The organism is Caballeronia sordidicola, assembly GCF_000729995.1.
Lineage (GTDB): Bacteria > Pseudomonadota > Gammaproteobacteria > Burkholderiales > Burkholderiaceae > Caballeronia > Caballeronia sordidicola_A.
Genome location: NZ_JNFG01000008.1, coordinates 1 through 18,621, shown reverse-complemented (window position 1 = coordinate 18,621; position 18,621 = coordinate 1). Strand labels below are relative to the sequence as shown.

The window sequence follows — 18,621 nt, the reverse complement described above, 5'->3', positions numbered from 1 at the left end:
GAATGATAAATTCAGTTCCCAATCGTCATTGTTGCGCACTTGGTGGTGGATCGTGAGTGCGAGTGCAGATAACATGCGTCTACCTTATCGCGTCGCCTTCGCCGGAGTTCGAATCAACAAATATGCCACGCCCACAACAGTCCATTAGCCCAGCGGCGCGAACCCATCTACTTTGCTATTTAGTGGCGAGTGCGCTCGCCTCGCACGCTTTGACGAAAACATGGCGCGTCGACCACGTCGTCGAATCGGCATGCATCTGGTTGGTTAGAAATCGAATGTCAGCGACTTGGCTCGACCGTCTGATCCTTGGACAAATGGCGCTAAGGCTGTCCCGCGAGCACTTAGCCGGTGTGCATGCAATTCGTCAAATGGATGTGCCTACGCTGTTCACCAATGAGCTGACGCTGAACTATCAAAACCCACTGATCGGGAACATCTGGCAAAGGTGCAGTGATGCGCTGGGGTCCATCCCCTCGGACCGGCGCATAGCGGGCCACCAGTGGCCACTGGATTCCGTGCCGCAAAATCGTCGATAATTTCCAAAGTCTGTACTCGATCCGTAGCGAGCCAGAGCAAGTGATCGCCGGGTCAATCCCCCCCGGGCTTGCACGCCGGCATCCGGAGCTTTCATGAATAAGGCCGTTCCTGCTGTCCTGTACAAATACCGCCGGTTTGACGCGCGAACGATCGAGCTTCTGTGCGCCGACAGGCTCTACTATGCAGACCCAGACACATTTAACGATCCGCTTGATTGCCAGCCCTGCGTCGAAGCGGACTGCGACGTTGCAACGTTAGAGCGGACAGTATACGAACTGGTTCGTCGTCGTGTTGAAGGCGAAATGCGGATGGGGGCACGCACGGTGAAATATCGCGGCCCTAAAACAATCTCGCATATAGAGAAGCACAGCCGCGAAGAGGCGCAACAGACTATCGACCGGCTTCGATACAATGCCACTGATCCCGATCTATCCGACGATCCTCCTGGGCCTCATGCGTACGTGCTCGCAAGCACAATCGAAAACGAACTACTTCGACAGTACAACAAGGGAATACTGTCGCTGGCGACGCGCCACGACTGTCCCTTGATGTGGAGCCACTACGGAGACCAGCATCGGGGGCTGTGCATCGGATATAGCGTGCCGGAAGAAGCGCGAACACAGCTTCACGAGGTTCTGTATGGCGGCAACCGGAATGTCAAAGCGAGCGATGTCGCGGCAATGCTCGCCGGTGATGAACAGGCCAGAGTAGCCGTGGATGAAGCCGTACTGTTAAGGAAAGCTCCTGACTGGCGCTATGAAAACGAGTGGCGGGTCCTTGGCACGCGGGGAGCCGAGGATTCAACGCTCGAAATGGTCGAGATCGTGTTCGGCATGAGATGTGGGTCAACCGTGATGCACACCGTGGCGAGCGCGCTAAAAGGCCGCGAAAAGCCCGTAGAACTCTTCGAGATGCACGAAGTGCGCGGAACGTTTGAATTGCAACGAAGCGAGGTGAACGTCGACGAACTCTCGGTGTATTACCCCAGGCGCGCGCTATCGGCCTTTGAAGGATTCGAATTTCTGGATCCGGAAGGGGACGAATCGTCGGCTTAGGCGACCAAGATCGCGAGCGCGACCATCCAGCCCTTCCTCGATTGGAGAAGGATGAGCGACCGGGCCGGGTCGATCAGCGACAGTCGCGGATGACCGTGTCCTCGTGAGGACACGGTCATCAATCATGCTGTTCGCAGGTTAACGCCGTCTTCTCCCGCGAGCTTTTTCAGGCTACTCAGACTTCGCGCCACCCTCTCCCTCAAGCTTATCGATGAACTTGAATATTATTTTTGTACATTTTTGTTCCTGATTACGGAGCATCTCCTGATACTTCCGATCAAGAGTCAGCAAATCCACCAGCCTATACGAGTCCTCCATACGTTGATGATCGCCCAGATTTATTTGGAGTCGCTTTCCTTCCTTTTCGGCGGCTAGACGTTGCCCTTCGATCTCGTTATTTGCTTTCTCTTTGACACCAATCAATACCGCTTTACGTTCAATATCATAATCATTAACGATCACATCGAGATCGGGCTTTGGACACTGTAGCTCCGTTGTATGAGCATCAATGCTCTGGCGCATCCGTTGAAAGTATTCCGGCGGCACAACCGACGTTTTCTTTGCGTTCTCCCAGGCTTCCAAAACAATGTTCAGCCCCACTGGCCATGATGTACCCGCTGCGCGAATGAACGAAGATCCATCCCCGTTGCTATAAGCAGCTTTGTTGAACTTATCGCCAGCGCTGATAGCAACAAAGGTCAACTCAGTCGCAAAGTGATTCGTCGCAATACGCCAGCGAGCTTTGTCCAGCTCTGCGTACTGGACCTTCATTTGGGATTTCGCTGAACCTGCAAGTCTTATGGCTTCTTGCTCTCGAGCTTTCGCGTCAACTGCGCTACGCGTGGCCATGATCAGCGATCGCTTCTGAACATCTATCTCCGTCTGCATCTGAGCACTCTTCTGCGCAAGCTGCTTTTGAGCCTCAAGAAGTGTTTTGCTCTTCTTTTCTGCGGCCTCGTTGTCTAGCTGCAGTTTCGCGTTGTCCTCTTGCAGTTTTTGGTTCTGGAATACGGGAAGCACTGTATAAAAATATCCGAAACCCGCAAGCAAAACAGCTGCTACCGTTGCGACGCTTGCGGCCCGCGAGAGGATCTTATCGATTGTCGCCGTAGCCGTAGGAACTGGCGTTGACGTGTTCCTTGTCCCACCACCTGTTTCCTGCGAAAACCCGTGTGTCGACGCTTGGCGCTTTATATTTCTTCGGAAGGCCTTGGTCATTTTTCTTTAATATTGGCCACGCTTGGCCGTTCGCTCGCATCTACAAATTATAAATGAGGCGGAACCCCGATAGTTCGACACTTCATAACCCGTCGTTCCTACCACCCCAAAACATGGTAGCTAGACCCAAGAGATGAAGGGCAAAATCCCCGTAATGCCTTGCCCAGTAAGGACAAAAAAATTCATGAAGATTGCCACCTGGAGACGTGCGTTTCGGCCTAATAGGCGATAAGTATGACGGCGAGCAAGAGGTCCGCTGGGCCAATGCAGACCTTCGTATGTCCCCATGCCGCAACTAGGCGACTGTCGGCCTTTCGCATGACCCGAGTCGTAACTGCACAAAAGCGACGCGCCAGGTCATTTGTTTCTTTCAGCGCGTAGAAAGCGACTTTCTCAGGTCGACAGCTTGAGTAACGAGCTATCAAATCGCCTTCGTTGCATCTCGCCTACGCTCATCTTCTTAGCCTCACGAAGCTTACCAATCGCAAGCTCAACCTCGCGGATATCCGCGTCGTTTGAAAATTGAGAGCGACCGCGTTGAGTCAATGCAACGTGTGCTTGAGCACTTCGCCCGAGCCACCTCGGTCCGCCCAATTTCTGCTCGATGGCGATTCCAGCGACGTCCATTGCTCCGTCAAGTGAGCCACGTTTCCAGCTCTGACTCGAACCAAAACTCGAACAACAATCACTTGCGTTGCCGGGGCCGGTAACACGTCGGCCAACTTCCCAATAAGTCCCGGTGATCAGCGCGTTCACGCTGCGCGTTGCCGCTCGGCTGCTGCTCTCCACGATGGCACGATATCGCCCTTAATGCCCTTGTTGTCGGTGCTGCTTAAAACGATGACAGTCATTGCTTGTCACAGAACAATATAAGAAGGATGTGTGGCAGCCGGCCCAGAGGACCTCCTGAAGATAAGGCTAATCGATCCGGCGCTGTAACGATGTGCGGGGGTTCGAAGACGTTATTTGCTGATCTCATCGGTTCATACCGCCTTCATGATGGTCCAACCCTGAATCGTACGTCGCCCGCGCGGAACTCTTCCCAATAAAATCACAGCTTTCTCATTCGCGGCGATTTACCCACCGGGCCACTGCTCTTGCGTGGGGCTGCTGTCGACTTCGCTGTCCGCTTCGCCGTCGGCACCTTCTGCTTGGCAGCAGCATTCGTCAGCGACAACGCCAGTTGGTCGCGTTGATCACGCGCCTGCACCGCTTCATCGACATAACGCGCGTTCTCGGTACGCAGCGCATCCAGCTTACCCTCCAGCACACCGACTTGCTGACGCAGATTACCGACTTGCGCCTGCAGCTTCTGCACGTCGTCGCGATGCCGGACACTGCCCTGCTCCGTTTTACGGTTTGCCGTATCCAGTTCCTTCTGCAAGCGCGCGGCCGCTTGCCGCTCACGGTCGATTTCCAGCAGTGCCCGGGTTTCGGCGGCCTTGAGCCGCTCCTGCGCCAGCACGCTGTCGGCACGCAGCTTGTCCAGTTCAGAAGCGAAGTCATGGCGCGCGGTTTCCAGCGCCCGCTGCAACTGCTGCTCGCCCTGTTGCGCGAGTCGTACCTGCTCCTGGAGCGTCGACGCCGTGGCGACGGAGATCGCCAGCGCCTGGTCCAGTTCTGTTATGTGGATCTGCGCGCCGTTCAGCGCGGCCGCACTGCCCGTCAGTTCCTGACGGACCTGGTCGCGTTCGGCCTGCGCCTGAGCCTGCCGGGCCTGCGCTTCCGCGACCGCGCGTTGCGTCTCGAGCTGCGCGGCGGCCAGCCGGTCTTGCGCCAAATCGACCGCACGCGTCCAGAGCGCCGCGGCCAGCTCGCCCGTCGCGGACTGCAGCTCCGCCGGCAGGTCGGGATGCTCGATCCGTACCCGGCTCTTTTCACGGAGAGTCGCCCAAAAGCGCGTGAGCGCCTCGGCCGGCGCGCTCATGCTGCCCTTCTTTACCAGTTGATAGAGCCGGTTCGCGGTGGGCGCAATGCCGTGCCTAAAAAACAGCAGCACGCACACCTCGCGATACAGCTCCTGGGTGCGCGGAAACTGAGTCCGCAATTGCTCGATTTCCTGCGCGATGTCCGCGTGCAGAAGCGGCTCCGGGGCGGGCGACGGTTCCATAGTGGGCAGTTTCGGAAATTTGCGTATTGATAATATAACGTATAACGTTAGTTAATTTTAAACCGAACATTAAATTTAGACATTATGACGATAATGTCAAGTAAAATGACGCATTGTGTGAATTGAGCGCGTCGCGCCCCACCATGCCGTTTCCTGAGCCCCTTCGCGTGTCCGACGGCGCCCTCGTGCCGCTTGAGCAGTTATTTCTGCCGTTAGAACTGGACGGTGGCCGCGGCTCGAACCGCGCGCTCGGCACTCGGCCTCAAATTGCTGCGCAGAACGACGTCGATGCCATCCGGGCGTGGCTGGCGCGCTTCGTGGACACGAAGGCAACCTTCGACACCTATCGCAAGGAGTCCGAACGCCTGTTACTGTGGTCGACCACCGAACTGCGCAAGCCGCTCTCCTCGCTCACACACGAAGACCTCCTTCTCTACCGGCAGTTTCTGGCGGACCCGCAACCGGCGCAACGCTGGGTCATGACCGGTCGCAAAGTGGCCCGCGCCGATCCATCCTGGCGGCCGTTCGCGGGACCGCTTTCCCCCGCGAGCGAGCGACAGGCGTTTGTGATTCTGAATACCCTGTTCGCGTGGCTCGTCAACGCAGGCTACCTGGCCGGCAACCCCCTGTCCCTGTCGCGTCAACGCGCACGCAAGGCCAAGCCGCGCGTCACCCGCTTCCTCGAGGACGATCTCTGGCAGGCCGTCAAAATCTCGATCGACGCGATGCCCCGCGACACCGCGCGCGAGCAGGAACACTACGCGCGGGTGCGCTGGTTGATCTCGCTGTTGTATCTGATGGGTCTGCGCATCTCGGAAGTAGTGAGCAATCCGATGGGGGGCTTTTTTAGACGGCGCGATCGCGAAGGCCAGGACCGATGGTGGCTGACGATCACCGGCAAGGGCGACAAAGAACGATTGCTGCCGGCAACAACGGAACTGATGGCGGAGCTGACACGCTATCGTCGACACTACGGTCTGGCTGCCCTCCCCTATGGCGGTGAAACGACACCGCTGCTGTTGCCGATCGGCGGCGCCCACCGGACAATGACACGCGGCGCCGTGCACCTGATCATCAAACAGGTGTTCGACAATGCGATCGGGCACTTGCTGTCGACGGGCGAAGCGCACGAGCGCGCCGCAGAACGGCTGCGCCTGGCGTCTGCCCATTGGCTGCGGCATACGACAGGCTCTCGCATGATGGATGGCCAAGTCGATTTGCGATACGTCCGGGACAACCTGGGGCATGAATCGATCTCGACCACCAGTCAATACCTGCACGCGGACGACGATGATCGGCACCGTGCAACAGAGGCCGGACTGAAACTCAACTGGTAGCAACTTGACCGTCGGTTCGAACTCTGCATAAGCAGGTCTACGGCCGGGACGCGCCAAGCAGCGGCTATTGTGCACAGCGAATGCCTCAGGTCGAACGAGCCTCAACAGGTTTTCAACGTTTATCGGCGAGTGTCCGTTCTCATGCAGCTATCGGTCGGTCACTCATCGGATTCAACGTACATAATATTTTTGGCTGATCGCTACGAATCACATGCTAGGTGCATGGATCTGCATTGCCGTCAATTGAATGGTTTTAGTGCAAATAGCAGGTGGGGTCGAGATTTCTCCAATAAATAAGGCAGCCTTATTTATTGGAGAGGACCGCATTCCAGACGGAGGGCGCGGTAGTGTCATTGAGCTCGAGCATGGAGAGGCCGAACTGCCCCTTGCGAATGCGATGCATCAGCTCGATGCCAGAAATCGTGGTCGTGGCACTCCAGAACCGCATGAAGCCGAGCATCACGTTCGTTCTGGACTTGATGTTTCGGTGATCCCGCTCAACTTGGTTGTTCAGGTACTTCGACGAGCCGACCTTCGTGTCCTCGGGCAGCATACCATCGACCTTCATCTCACGCACCGCCCGGTAGGAGGCGGCATATCCATCGAGCGTGCTCGTCTCCGGTGGTTGCCCCTGATGTTTGATAGCCTTGCTGAAAAAGGCTTTCGCCGCGGCCACGTCGCGCTTTGCCCTGAGCATGAAGTCGACCGTCTGGCTGGCCCGATCGAAAAGCTGAAGGACGGCACCACACTCAACGCCTCCTGGGCTTGTTGAAGCACGGCTGGTGTTATTTCCTCGGGAGGCGTGAACGGGAAAAGTATTGTGCGCAGGGACGCGTCGCCTGCATGAGAGCGTGCAAAAGTGGGGGAGATCGGTTTTGTCTGGCCGCCACGGCTTAGTGCAAGGTTGCACAGCCTGCTCTGTTCGTTAGTCGGTGCCGGCTTGGCGACGCAGCCCAAATGCATTTGCCGTGAAGCGAGGCGGCTATCTCCAGCTCCGAGACGCGATGGGGGGAGAATTCCTGATTAAAAATCGCGACCCTGACTTGCGCCATGCAATGTGCCCCTTCATCGGTCCAGCGCATCTGTTGCTTCTTGGCCATGCGGTGGCTGACGACCTGGTTCACCGCGGACTCGGCTATGCTGCTGCTGATAGGCAGGCCCTTGCGATGCCGAGCGCCGTAGTTGACCAACGTGCGCCCGTTGTTCTTTAGGTAACTGGAGACCGTGTTCAGGTTCCACCACAGCGTGTTGAATTCGTATCCCTCCCTTGCCAGAAGCCGACTGTCCAGTGTCCTGATCCGCTCCAACGCCTTGTTGCCCTTGCCATGCCAGACCAACCACTTGGCGTGGATAATTTCCGTCTCCACCGACTCGCGCTCCATCGAGTCGATCATCTTGCTGCCGAACACAGAGCGCTGCGCCGCCTGGAATTTCATCGCGATGTGGAACCAGTCGAGAATCCGGCCGCGAGCAAGCTGACTGCCCTCGACAGTCTTCGCAAATTCACCTGCGTCGTCGCTGATTACGGTCACGCGCTCATCGCTTGTCACGCCGTATTGGCTGAGAAACTGATCGAGTCGCGCTGCGGCCGACTTGACCTCTTTATGCACATAGGCGTACAGCTTTGGAGGACCGTCGGTGAACGTCGCTCGCCCGGTCACGATGTTCACGTGGCCGCCAGGGCTTCTCAACTGGTCGCAACTTCGCAGCCACGCCGAATCAACGCTCACGGCGGCGACACGGCTGGATTCGCGGACCTGTAGATCTGTCGCGGGTTGCGGCAGCTTCGCGATATCGCGCTCGATATCAGCGTCGAGCAGTTTTCCAAGGGTGTGAATTCGGTTCCGGGCGCCGCTGAACGAAATGCCCTTGTTTAGCGGCAGCACTTCCTTGAGCATCGTCGTGGCCTGTCGGTATGGCAGATGGGCCGCCCACTTTGCCTGAAGGTATTCCAGCTCCGGCGTGACGCGCCTAGTTAGCGTTTTGGACAAGGGATGCACGACACGCCGTGACGTCTGCGCAGTCTGCTCGCAAGTACACGACCAGAGTCGCGGACTCTTCACGATCACTTTGCCGTATACAGTGCGTAGCACCGTCGAGCGACTATCCTTGTGGCGTAGGGGAGCACCGCAGAGCCGGCAATGGGTCTGGCCCAAGAGCCACCATTGCACCTGTTTCGAGATCAATTCGGCCTGCACCTTGGCTAGCAGCGATCGTCCTTCGGCGAGTGTCAGACCCAGTTGGTCAAGACTGCAGTCCCGGCGCTCAATCACGGCCAAAACTCCGTCGCCGTCATTGACCGTGTCGCTGTCTCCATCGGCCAACCTTGCTTCGATGATCAACCGCATGGCTTCCTCCCACCGTTAGGATATCGATCAGCGTACTCCACACGAAACGGTTGCCGCGCAGAAAGCATTATTGGCCCTCTCGGCGAGGCTCCCCAGCTTTTGCACGCTCTCGTTTACGGAAGCCGATCAAGTCGTACATGAACAGCGAGCGCATCAACCATTCATGCTCGGGAACCGCCGCCATGATCTCGAGCGGGGGCATCGGAACATGCAGGAAGAAGCCGATCCGGTTAGGGCACCCCATGGCCCGCAACTCGGCCGCAAGGGGAATCAGATGGAAATCGTGGACCCGGATGAGATCGTCGGGCTTAAGGAGTGGCATCAGCTTCTTCGCGAACAGCTGGTTTACCCGCCGATACCCGGCAGCAAAGTGGACGTCGAAATTTGCCAGATCGAGCCGGTAGTGAAATACTGGACACCACATATCGTTGGCGTACCCGAGATAATACGTATCTTAGTCGCGCTGACTCAGGTCTATCGTGGCCAGTGTCACATTGCCGACACTATGCACGCGAAGATCCTCGTATTCCGCGGTCGCCTCCCCTTCGTCACTGATTTTGCCGCTCCAGCCAAACCATAGGCCGCCAGTCTGCTGCAAACTTTCCTTCACAGCTACAGCTAGCCCTTCGGCCCTCCTCAGAGGCGGACATCCGTCGGGCGATGCGGATGGAGGTATTGCGACAGAGGAGCGACGCTGACTCAGTCGGCTTCCCGGCGGCCGCTACTATCCGCTTCTCCAGCTAATCCCGTCCCTGATAGTGACCTGCAATCAACTGCGTCACCTGCTGCCAGAACCAATGCGCGCCCGGGTCCCGGGCGCTGCGCCGATGCCGCACTGCGCTCAGTGAAAAATTTCGCTCCAACGTCGCGACACTGCTGGCCCGGTAACGCCCCAGCAACGCAAGCGGTTCGATCAGGCTGCGCGGCAGCCACACGGCGAGGTTGCTCGTCGAAAGGATCATTGGTACGGCGAGGTAATGCGCGACCCGCAGTCGGACCTGGCTGGTTAGCCCCTGCTCGGCGATCAACTGCTCGACGTCGGGGAAGCGACCCACCAGCATGAATTCGAATTGCGTCAGCAATTCCCGCGTGACAGCCCGACCCGCAAGGGGATGATGTTCGCCCGTGACAAGCACGTAGTCCTGATCGAACAAATGCGCGCGCTCGAATTCGACGCCCATGTCGGGCAGTTGTCCCAGCGCGATGTTCACTGCGTTGGTTTCAAGTGCGCTCGCGAGTTCGCCGAGCGGGATTTTGACTGACCGCAGCCGAAGGTTGGGCGCGATTGTTGCCAGATGCCGGTGCAACGTGGGCAGGAACGACAGCTCGCCGCTGTCGCTCATGCTGACCGTAAAGGTGCGGTCCGATTGCTCGGGCGCGAACGTGCCGGTTTCCTGCAGCGTGTCATGGATTTCGCTCAGCGAGCGATGAATCGCTGGCGCAATCAGGTTCACCAACTCCGTGGGTTCGACACCGCCGGGCCTGCGCCTGAACAGCTGATCCTTGAGCAGCAAACGCAGGCGCGTGAGCGCGCTGCTTACGACCGGCTGCGAAACGTCGAGGCGCAGTGCCGCACGGCCAATGTTGCGTTCTATGTAGACCGCGTCCAGCACTTCGAGCAGGGAAAGATCGATATGCGCCCTGTCGTTATTTACGCGTCGGTTCATCGGGCCTCCCCCGACTTGCGAAGCGAATCACGTATAAGGTTGCCCATCCATATCAGTGCCGGGTCGAGCGCCGCGCGCGGATGGCGAAACAGGTTTACCGCCACCGCTCGCTGCTGGACGGGCGGCGCGACGATCCGGTATTTGCCGATCGCAACGATCGCGCGCGCGACACTGCGCGGCAGCCACACCGCCAGGTCACCGCCGTGCAGCAGCGCGGGCACCGACAGATAGAACGACGTGCGCACGCTGACTTGCCTGGTCAGGCCGAGGTCTGCCATGAGCTGTTCAACGTCGGGCGACTCTCCGGCCACCACGTAGCGTGTCTGCTGCAGCGCTTCGCGCGACGGGTTGCGCGGCAACGCATGTGAACGCGCGACGAGCAGCACAAAGGGGTCGTTGAACAGATGCTCACGCACGATGTCGTCTCCAAGCGGGCCGTAACTGCCGATCGCGAAGTCGATTTCGCCGGCCTGCAGCACCTGCGGGATACGGTGCGTCGGAATCTGTGTCATCTCGAGCCGCACGCGGGGCGCCAGCTCCTCGACGCGTTGCCGCAGCGGCGGCACCGCAACGATTTCGATGCTGTCGCTCATATGCAGGCGGAAGGTCCGCTGGGCGGCGTCCGGCTCGAAGCCGAACCGCTGCACGAGGCAGTCTTCGAGCAGGGTCAGCGCCTCGCGAATACGTGGCGCCAGCGCGGTCATTCGTTCAGTCGGCGCAACACCGTTGCCGGTCCGGACGAATAGACGGTCCTCCAGAAGCGCACGCAGCGTGACCAGCGCGTTGCTAACCCGCGGCTGGGACAGGTTGAGCCTGACCGCCGCCCGGCTCACACTGCGCTCGCTGTACACCGCGTCGAGGATTCGCAGCAGGTTCAGGTCGATATCGTTGATATTCATGACACGAATATACGATCAAACGCCTGACGCGTAGTGGAAAAAATATGACGGACCTAGACTGCACTGGAAGCCGTTTCATGACGACACGGCCGCCGCCCACTCCAGTCAATCCGCTGCGCGTGCGCGTCAGCGCCGCGCCTAGAGGTAAAAACCAAGCATGATCACGATCACCGGATACAGCGACGTTCTTTCGGCCGGACCGGGCGAAACCATCGAATTCAAGGTCTCCAGCAAATCGCCGAGCCCTTTCGCCGCTGAACTGGTGCGCGTGATTCACGCCGATCCTAACCCCGCTGGTCCCGGCATGCGGTTCGAACCGCTCGGCCAGTTGTTTGCGGGTACTTTCGCATCGGTCGACAAGCCGTTACTGTCAGGCTCTTTCGCGCGCGTGAACGGCGTGCCGGCGGCGGGCTCCGAGGCCGGGCTTACCGCGGGCACCCGCATCCAGCCGACTGCGCTCGCCCGCGGCGAACAGTGCGTGATGTCGCAACGCAGCGTTGGATCGCACGCGGGTTTCGCGCTGCTGGTGAGCGAGACCGGCATCGAACTAAGGCTCAATGCGGGCCAGGGAATACCACCTGTGCGCGTGCTATGCCCGGCGCGGTTGGATGCCCGATGGTATGACGTCTGGTTCGCGATCGATGTCGCGTCGAACCTGATCGAGGTGGGTGTCGCCCAAGTCGAAGGTGACGTTGCTGCGCCAGTGCGCTGCCATGTAGCGCAAACGCTCGACCGTGGATGGCGTGCGCCACACCGCGATGACGTCGCGGATCTACTGATCGGTGCACTGGAAGACGGTGCCGGGCGGCGCGCGCATTTCAACGGCAAGATCGAAGCGCCGTTCGTTGCCGACGCGCCGCCGTCACCCGCCAGGAATGCAGCAACAGTCGAATACGCCGCGCCGCGGGCCAGCGACTTCAGTTCGGACGTGCTTTACGCCGCGTGGGAATTCGCGCACGGCATCGACACGCTGGAGATCGCAGATACAACGCCTCATGCGCGCCATGGCACGCTGCACAATCTGCCGACGCGCGCGGTGCGCGGTAGTGCGTGGAACGGGCGCGAGCGCTGTTGGCGCACGGCGCCGGCCCACTACGCTGCAATCCATTTCCACGACGACGATCTGCACGACGCCGGCTGGTCGACCGATTTCGCGTTCACTGTGCCCCCGACGCTACATAGCGGCGCGTATGCGATGCGCGTGAGCGTCGACGGCGCCATCGACTACCTGCCGTTCTATGTACGTCCCGAACTGGGCAAGCCAGGTGCCCCGCTCGTGTTCGTCGCGGCCACCTACACCTATCAGGCGTATGCGAACTATGCGCGCGGCAACTTCGACACGGCATTGCGCAACAAGGTCAGGCAATGGAGCGCGTATCCGCACAATCCCGATGAACATCCGGAAGTCGGTCTGTCGACCTACAATCTGCATACGGATGGCAGCGGGGTGATGTTCTCGTCGCGCCTGCGCCCCATGCTGACGATGCGTCCGGGTTTCCTGACGTTCGACGATCCACGCGGCTCCGGCTGCCGCCATTACATCGCGGACTCGCACCTGCTCGACTGGCTCGAGCACGAAGGCTTCTCATTCGACGTCGTCACGGACGACGACCTGGAGCGCTTCGGCGCCGCACTGCTCGAACCATATGCCGCGGTGCTCACGGGTACACACCCCGAGTACCACACGGCCGCGACACTCGACGCGTTAGCCGGCTACAAGCGCAGCGGCGGTAACCTCGCATACATGGGCGGCAACGGCTTCTACTGGCGCGTCGGCTGCTCGGCTCGCGTGGCCGGCGCGCTTGAAGTGCGACGTACCGAAGGTGGCGTGCGAGCGTGGGCGGCCGAGTCGGGCGAGTACGTCCACGCGCTCGATGGTGAATACGGTGGACTGTGGCGCAGCAGCGCACGAACGCCACAGCAACTCGTCGGCGTCGGCTTCAGCTCACAGGGGCCGTTCGAGGGCTCACACTACCGCGTGCTCGACGCTGCGCGCACACAGCCCGGCGGCACACTGCTCCAGGACATCGCGGGACCGCTGTTCGGCGGCTATGGCCTGTCCGGTGGCGGCGCAGCCGGCTTCGAACTGGATTCGACGGAAGCGGCCGATGGCTCCTCGCCCAACATCACGATCCTCGCGCGATCCGAGGGCCACAGTGCAGCCTTTGGACCAGCGCTCGATGCCCTGCTATCGCACACTGCAACGCGCGCGCGGAAAACGCCCGACACGCTGATTCGATCGGAGATCATCTACTACGAGACCGGCTATGGGGGCGCCGTCTTCTCGGTAGGCTCGATCACCTTCTGTGGCGCGCTTTCACACAACAACTACCGGAACGACGTTAGTACGCTGCTGCGAAACGTGCTTGTCCGCTTTTCACACGACCGTGGTGCAAATGCTAATGCTGCGCCCGCCGTCGCCTACACCGAGGTCAACTGATATGTCCGAACACTTCCCCGCGCGCTTCGTCGGAGATACGCCGCACGGCGGCAGCGTGATGAGCTTCTATTTGCCGAAGGGCGCAGCCCGACCTCCACGTGTCGCGCATGGTGAAGGTATCTATCTTTATGACGAGAGCGGCGTGCAGTATCTCGATGCCACGTCGGGCGCCGTCGTCAGCAATCTTGGCCATTCGAATCCGCGCGTCGTCGCGGCGATGATTGAACAGGCGCAGCGTGTCACGTTCGCCTATCCGCGCTTCTTCGAGAGCGAGCAGAACGTGCGTCTCGCCGACCGGGTGACGGGCCTCGCGGGTGAGGGATTCGACCGGGCCTTTTTCGTGTCCGGCGGCTCCGAAGCGAATGAATCGGCGCTCAAGCTGGCGCGGCAGTACGCGGTAGCGCGTGGCGAACCCAGGCGCTACAAGGTCATTTCGCGTGACCCTAGCTACCACGGTTCGACGATGGGTGCGATGGCCGTGACCGGCGATTCGTTCACCGAGTCCATCTATGGTCCGATGTACAAGGCAATGCCAAAAATCCCCGCACCGATCACCTATCGGCTGCCGCCGGGGGTGAACTCCACCGATTACACGGCGACGTGCGCTCAGGCACTGGAAGCGAAGATTCTCGAAGAAGGGCCGCAGACCGTACTCGCTTTCATCATCGAGCCGATCGGTGGCGTATCGAGCGGTGCGCTCGTGTCGCCGGCGTCGTATTACCGCTCGGTTCGGGAAATCTGCGACCGCCACGGCGTCCTGCTGATTCACGATGAAATCATGAGCGGCGCGGGGCGCAGCGGTGCGTTCCTCTCTTCGCAGCACTGGGAAGGTTCGCGGCCCGACATCGTAACGCTGGCCAAGGGACTCGCTGCGGGATATACACCGTTCGGCGCGGTGCTTGCACCGAACCGCATCGTCGAGACCATTGGCGAGCAAGGCGGCTTCGTGCACGGCCACACGTATTTCTCGAATCCGTTCTCATGCGCGGTCGCGGCTGCAGTGCTCGATGAAGTCGTCGAGCAGCAACTCGTCGAGCGGGCGGCGCGGATGGGCGAGTATCTCGATGGGCAACTGCGCGATCTGCAGCAGCGTTGCCGGTTGATTGGTGACGTACGCGGCAAGGGACTGTTGATGGCAATTGAACTTGTCGCTGACCCGGTCACGAAACGGCAGTTGCCCGTGGCAATGAACGCACCCGCACGGCTCACAAACTACGGTCTTGCGCACGGCATAGCGCTATACAACCGGCGCGCCAACCGCGGTCAGTTCGGCGACATCCAGCTGATCGCGCCGCCGCTGATTGTGACTGAGCCTCAGATCGATGAACTGGTCGAACGGCTCGAACGCTCGCTTGCCGACTTCGAACGCGATCTTGATCGTGAAGGCCTGCTTCCATGACGTGAAAGTCTAACCCCCCTCAACGTAGGGCGTTCACGCGGGTCGTGTAGTCCGTGTGCGCACCGCAAACTATTCCGTTTCAACACCACATGAAGTCGCGAAGCCTTAGGGCGACGCGGCTTTTTTTCATTCGGTCCGCGATATATCGGGGGCGTCGGCACACGCCGCGCGTTCTCGGCGTTTCCCCTATCTGCTGTCAAAACCACGCCGACCGGCCCTCTGCGTGGATATTCGTTTCGTGAATATCAACTAATCGGTAAAGCGCGTCGCGGACGCAATTTTGGCTTTCTACTGTTCGTCACGTGCCGTGACACGTGGCTTTTTTGAGCACGGGTGGCCTCCATTCCATGAACAGGGACTTGCGCATGAATTTATCGCTTCAAGGCACCCATACGCCGGCGGCCCGCCGTCGGCATGCGGTGATCTCCGCCACGATCGGAAACGCGCTCGAATGGTTCGACATCATCGTATTCGGCTTTCTCGCCATCACCATTTCGAAGCTGTTTTTCCCGGCGAAAGACGAGTTGACCTCGTTGCTGATGACCGTGGCGACCTTCGGCGTATCGTTCTTCGTTCGGCCGATCGGTGCGGTCGTGCTTGGTATCTACGCGGACCGCGCCGGTCGCAAGGCGGCACTGTCGCTGTCAATGCTGATGATGACGGTCGGCACGCTGTCCATCGCATTCGCGCCGACATACGCGTCGATCGGCCCATGGGCGACGCTCGTGATTGTTGTCTCGCGCGTGATTCAGGGTTTCTCTGCAGGCGGCGAGTTCGGCAGTTCGACCACCTTCCTGCTTGAGCACACCCCCGAGGAGGAGCGAGGTTTCTATGCGAGCTGGCAAGTCGCGAGCCAAGGCTTGACCGCAGTGCTGGCAGCACTCTTCGGCATGCTCGTTACGCTTCTTCCGGTCGACGCCCAACTCTCCTGGGGCTGGCGCGTGCCGTTCCTGTTCGGCGCGCTGATCGGACCCGTGGGCTTCTACATCCGCCGCAAGGTCGACGAAACACCGCAATTCGTTGATGAGGTGCAAAAGGCCGCTCGCATAGCACCGAAGTTCGGCAGCGGCCTGGGCGGTCTCGTGCCCGCTACCGGTCTGATCGTGCTGTCGACGATCGGCTCGTACGTCCTGCTGCTCTACATGCCGACCTATGCCATCCGCCAGTTGCATCTGCCCCCTTCGCTCGCGTACTACTCGGTGATGGCCGCCGGCCTCGTGCAGTTCGTGTTGTCGCCGTGCTTCGGCGCGCTGGCGGATCGTATTGGAGCGGCGCCCGTGATGGTGCCTGGCGGGCTCCTGGTAGGCCTGGGCATCTATCCGGCCCTCGTCTTCATCGACGCGGCGCCTAGCGTGATGCGTCTCGTCTTGATGCAGTTCGTGCTCGGGATCGGCCTCGCCGCCTATTTCGCGCCGGTGCCAGCCCTGATGGGGCGCTTGTTTCCAACGGCCTCCCGCACAACCGGCCTGTCCGTCAGCTACAGCTTTGCCGTGACGATCTTCGGGGGCTTCGCGCCGTTCATCGTCACCTGGCTTATCGGGAAGACCGGCGACAACCTGTCGCCGGCTTACTACGTCGCGTTCGGCGCGCTCGTGAGCCTAATCGCGTTGCGGTACTGCCGCGTTCATAGCGGCAGGCATCTGCATAGCGCGATGGCGCCGTCCTCCTCGCCCCTTGACGCGCTAAAGAACCGCAACGACGCGTCCCACGTCAACGATTGCACCCACTAAGCCTTCAATTGAATTTTCTCCAGGAAACGCCATGAAAATAACGACCGTTGCACTGATTCCCGGAATGCTTGCTTGCGGCATTGCAAGCGCACAATCGTCTGTCACGCTGTACGGCGCGATCGACACGGGCCTGCGTTACACCACCAACGCCGCCACAACGAAAAGCGCGACCACCTGGGGACTGGGCTCAGGTGCATTAATGGGAAGCCGCTTCGGCCTGAAAGGCAGCGAAGACATTGGCGGCGGCACCGCCGTGAGGTTCGTGCTCGAGAACGGCTTCATTCCGACTACCGGCGCATTCGACCAGCAGGGGCAGCTATTCGGTCGCCAGGCTTGGGTCGGTATCGATAATCAGACTTACGGCACCTTGCAGATGGGCCGCATGTACAGCCTTCCGTTCTGGCAGCTTTCCAACTACGACACGTTCAACTTCCCGAACTATCTGCAGGAAGCTTGGGAGACGCGTTTCTTTGGCGTGCGGCTGGACAACTCCATGAAATATTCGATTTCACGCGATGGCTTTTCTCTCCAATTGCAGCATTCGTTCGGCGGCCAACCGGGCGATTTCCAGGCTGGTTCGACTGACGCCGTAGCGTTCTCCTACAGCCGCAATGGCCTTGCCGCCGGCGCGGTTGCGCAACGCTCGAGCGACGCAACGGACCGGCACGCGAACGTGTTCGGCGGCGGCGCGAACTATACGCTCGGCCCGGTCGCGCTGTACGGACTCTATATCTATTCCAGGCGCGATGCCGGGTTTACGGTGGGCACCACGACGGGTTCTCCGCTCGCCAACACGAGCATGTTGTCCAATCTGAATACCGCGACCGGCGCCAATACACAGACCGCGAGTCGTCGCGATTCGTACATGGATATCGGCATCAACTATTTCATCGCACCCGCGTTGAGCGCAGGCGTGAGCCTGATGTTCGACAACGTGGCCGGAGTCGCGGGGAGCGAGAGCGGCAAGATCAAGACGCTCGTCGCACTCATCGACTATCACCTGTCGAAACGAACCGACGTCTACGCTGAACTCGACCGCAACGTCTTGAACGGCGCGTCCGTGACGGACCCAAACAACCCGGTGGGCAGCTTCGGCGGGCGGGCCAATCAGACAGGCGCCACGCTCGGGCTGCGCACGCTCTTTTGACGCCGCTCCGTTGCGCATGCACAGCAGGTGGCGCGCCGGTTTGAAATCCGAACGCAGGCCGAAACGGAAAAGATAGATGGATAACAAGCGAGCATTCGAGTCGGAAAAACGGGTCCGCTTTCAACATTGTGATCCTGCGGGAATCGTTTTCTATCCACAGTACTTTGTGCTTTTCCATGAACTGATAGAAGACTGGTTCAACGACGGCTTGGACGTGAACTATGCCGACTTGGTCGCGGTGCAGCGACTGGGTGTGCCCACTGTGCGACTCGAATGTGATTTTGTCGCGCCAAGCACCATTGGCGACACGCTCCAGCTTCGCCTGGCAGTGAGAAGAGTCGGGACGACCTCAATTGCGCTCTCGCTGATGGCATTTTCAGGTGACGAACTCCGCATGCGTATCGAACAGGTGATCGTGCTGTTTTCGCTCGATCGCCGCGCACCGCTAGCAATCCCGGAAGACCTTCGGCGACGCATCGGCAAATTCCTCATGCCTGAGCGGCTGATAACAAGTCAGAAAGAAGTTTGAATCTGCATGTCCCCGCCCTCGCGAGCCGTCAGAAATCAACCAAGCACTTCATGGAGACTCAGCATGGCTACCAACAAGGTTATCGTTCTCGTCGCTCCCACGGGTGGCATGGCGTTCAAATCACAAAACCCGCATCTTCCGACGCAGCCCGATGAAATCGCCCGGGATGTCTACGATTGTTATAACGCCGGGGCCAGTGTGGTTG

At 59.7% G+C, this 18,621-nt stretch carries 14 protein-coding genes and 2 pseudogenes; 8 read left to right on the top strand and 8 right to left on the bottom strand.

The window, feature by feature from the left end:
* The first annotated feature begins 629 nt into the window (after positions 1–629).
* Positions 630–1,592, top strand: a complete 963-nt coding sequence (locus tag FH08_RS0108400; RefSeq protein WP_031357907.1) for a DUF2971 domain-containing protein — start codon at positions 630–632, stop codon at positions 1,590–1,592.
* A gap of 171 nt (positions 1,593–1,763) precedes the next feature.
* On the opposite strand, the gene FH08_RS0108390 is transcribed toward FH08_RS0108400, so the two are convergent.
* The 3 genes from FH08_RS0108390 to FH08_RS0108380 all read right to left on the bottom strand — a co-directional run bounded on the left by FH08_RS0108390 (position 1,764) and on the right by FH08_RS0108380 (position 4,920).
* Positions 1,764–2,810 (bottom strand): hypothetical protein, encoded by a 1,047-nt coding sequence (locus FH08_RS0108390; RefSeq protein WP_031357906.1) that lies wholly within the window; start codon positions 2,808–2,810, stop codon positions 1,764–1,766.
* Positions 2,811–3,203: 393 nt separating this feature from the next.
* Entirely contained in the window at positions 3,204–3,566 is a 363-nt protein-coding gene (locus tag FH08_RS51700; RefSeq protein WP_152602755.1) for a hypothetical protein, read from the bottom strand.
* A gap of 295 nt (positions 3,567–3,861) precedes the next feature.
* The gene (locus FH08_RS0108380; RefSeq protein ID WP_051887942.1) at positions 3,862–4,920 is read right to left on the bottom strand and encodes a DNA-binding protein; all 1,059 of its coding nucleotides are present in this window, start codon (positions 4,918–4,920) and stop codon (positions 3,862–3,864) included.
* Between the two features lie 143 nt (positions 4,921–5,063).
* On the opposite strand from FH08_RS0108380, the gene FH08_RS0108375 reads away from it, so the two are divergent.
* Positions 5,064–6,257, top strand: a complete 1,194-nt coding sequence (locus FH08_RS0108375; RefSeq protein ID WP_031357903.1) for a tyrosine-type recombinase/integrase — start codon at positions 5,064–5,066, stop codon at positions 6,255–6,257.
* A gap of 304 nt (positions 6,258–6,561) precedes the next feature.
* Here the strand turns inward: FH08_RS0108375 and FH08_RS0108370 are convergent.
* The 5 genes and pseudogenes from FH08_RS0108370 to FH08_RS0108345 all read right to left on the bottom strand — a co-directional run.
* Positions 6,562–6,981 (bottom strand): annotated as a pseudogene (locus FH08_RS0108370) (DDE-type integrase/transposase/recombinase); the annotation flags it as partial.
* Positions 6,982–7,150: 169 nt separating this feature from the next.
* Positions 7,151–8,605 (bottom strand): ISKra4 family transposase, encoded by a 1,455-nt coding sequence (locus FH08_RS51695; RefSeq protein ID WP_152602754.1) that lies wholly within the window; start codon positions 8,603–8,605, stop codon positions 7,151–7,153.
* A 115-nt stretch (positions 8,606–8,720) separates the two neighbouring features.
* Positions 8,721–9,281: pseudogene (locus FH08_RS48205) on the bottom strand (trehalose-6-phosphate synthase); the annotation flags it as partial.
* 64 nt (positions 9,282–9,345) lie between these two features.
* Entirely contained in the window at positions 9,346–10,272 is a 927-nt protein-coding gene (locus FH08_RS0108350) for a LysR family transcriptional regulator (protein WP_031357899.1), read from the bottom strand.
* Positions 10,269–11,171 carry a LysR substrate-binding domain-containing protein gene (locus tag FH08_RS0108345; protein ID WP_051887940.1) on the bottom strand — a complete coding sequence of 301 codons (903 nt, stop codon included), beginning with the start codon at positions 11,169–11,171 and terminating at the stop codon, positions 10,269–10,271. The genes FH08_RS0108350 and FH08_RS0108345 overlap by 4 nt, the downstream gene beginning before the upstream one ends.
* Before the next feature lie 157 nt (positions 11,172–11,328).
* Here FH08_RS0108345 and FH08_RS0108340 point away from each other — a divergent pair, with 157 nt between their 5' ends.
* The 6 genes from FH08_RS0108340 to FH08_RS50285 all read left to right on the top strand — a co-directional run.
* Entirely contained in the window at positions 11,329–13,611 is a 2,283-nt protein-coding gene (locus tag FH08_RS0108340; protein ID WP_051887939.1) for a N,N-dimethylformamidase beta subunit family domain-containing protein, read from the top strand.
* Between the two features lies 1 nt (position 13,612).
* Positions 13,613–15,010, top strand: a complete 1,398-nt coding sequence (locus tag FH08_RS0108335; RefSeq protein ID WP_200878719.1) for an aspartate aminotransferase family protein — start codon at positions 13,613–13,615, stop codon at positions 15,008–15,010.
* 365 nt (positions 15,011–15,375) lie between these two features.
* A complete protein-coding gene (locus FH08_RS0108330; RefSeq protein ID WP_063771177.1) occupies positions 15,376–16,740 on the top strand; it encodes an MFS transporter in 1,365 nt (454 codons plus the stop codon).
* A gap of 31 nt (positions 16,741–16,771) precedes the next feature.
* Positions 16,772–17,887: a porin gene (locus FH08_RS0108325; RefSeq protein ID WP_031357894.1), complete on the top strand. Its 1,116-nt coding sequence runs from the start codon at positions 16,772–16,774 to the stop codon at positions 17,885–17,887.
* A gap of 76 nt (positions 17,888–17,963) precedes the next feature.
* Positions 17,964–18,416 (top strand): acyl-CoA thioesterase, encoded by a 453-nt coding sequence (locus FH08_RS0108320; protein ID WP_051887937.1) that lies wholly within the window; start codon positions 17,964–17,966, stop codon positions 18,414–18,416.
* A gap of 63 nt (positions 18,417–18,479) precedes the next feature.
* On the top strand, positions 18,480–18,621 hold a 142-nt coding region (locus FH08_RS50285; RefSeq protein WP_160172438.1), incomplete at its 3' end, for a 3-keto-5-aminohexanoate cleavage protein.

Excerpts from the sequence above, each read along its gene's own strand:
- FH08_RS0108400 (WP_031357907.1), top strand. The coding sequence starts at position 630 with ATGAATAAGGCCGTTCCTGCTGTCCTGTACAAATACCGCCGGTTTGAC.
- FH08_RS0108390 (WP_031357906.1), bottom strand. The coding sequence starts at position 2,810 with ATGACCAAGGCCTTCCGAAGAAATATAAAGCGCCAAGCGTCGACACAC.
- FH08_RS0108380 (WP_051887942.1), bottom strand. The coding sequence starts at position 4,920 with ATGGAACCGTCGCCCGCCCCGGAGCCGCTTCTGCACGCGGACATCGCG.
- FH08_RS0108375 (WP_031357903.1), top strand. The coding sequence starts at position 5,064 with ATGCCGTTTCCTGAGCCCCTTCGCGTGTCCGACGGCGCCCTCGTGCCG.
- FH08_RS51695 (WP_152602754.1), bottom strand. The coding sequence starts at position 8,605 with ATGCGGTTGATCATCGAAGCAAGGTTGGCCGATGGAGACAGCGACACG.
- FH08_RS0108350 (WP_031357899.1), bottom strand. The coding sequence starts at position 10,272 with ATGAACCGACGCGTAAATAACGACAGGGCGCATATCGATCTTTCCCTG.
- FH08_RS0108345 (WP_051887940.1), bottom strand. The coding sequence starts at position 11,171 with ATGAATATCAACGATATCGACCTGAACCTGCTGCGAATCCTCGACGCG.
- FH08_RS0108340 (WP_051887939.1), top strand. The coding sequence starts at position 11,329 with ATGATCACGATCACCGGATACAGCGACGTTCTTTCGGCCGGACCGGGC.
- FH08_RS0108335 (WP_200878719.1), top strand. The coding sequence starts at position 13,613 with ATGTCCGAACACTTCCCCGCGCGCTTCGTCGGAGATACGCCGCACGGC.
- FH08_RS0108330 (WP_063771177.1), top strand. The coding sequence starts at position 15,376 with ATGAATTTATCGCTTCAAGGCACCCATACGCCGGCGGCCCGCCGTCGG.
- FH08_RS0108325 (WP_031357894.1), top strand. The coding sequence starts at position 16,772 with ATGAAAATAACGACCGTTGCACTGATTCCCGGAATGCTTGCTTGCGGC.
- FH08_RS0108320 (WP_051887937.1), top strand. The coding sequence starts at position 17,964 with ATGGATAACAAGCGAGCATTCGAGTCGGAAAAACGGGTCCGCTTTCAA.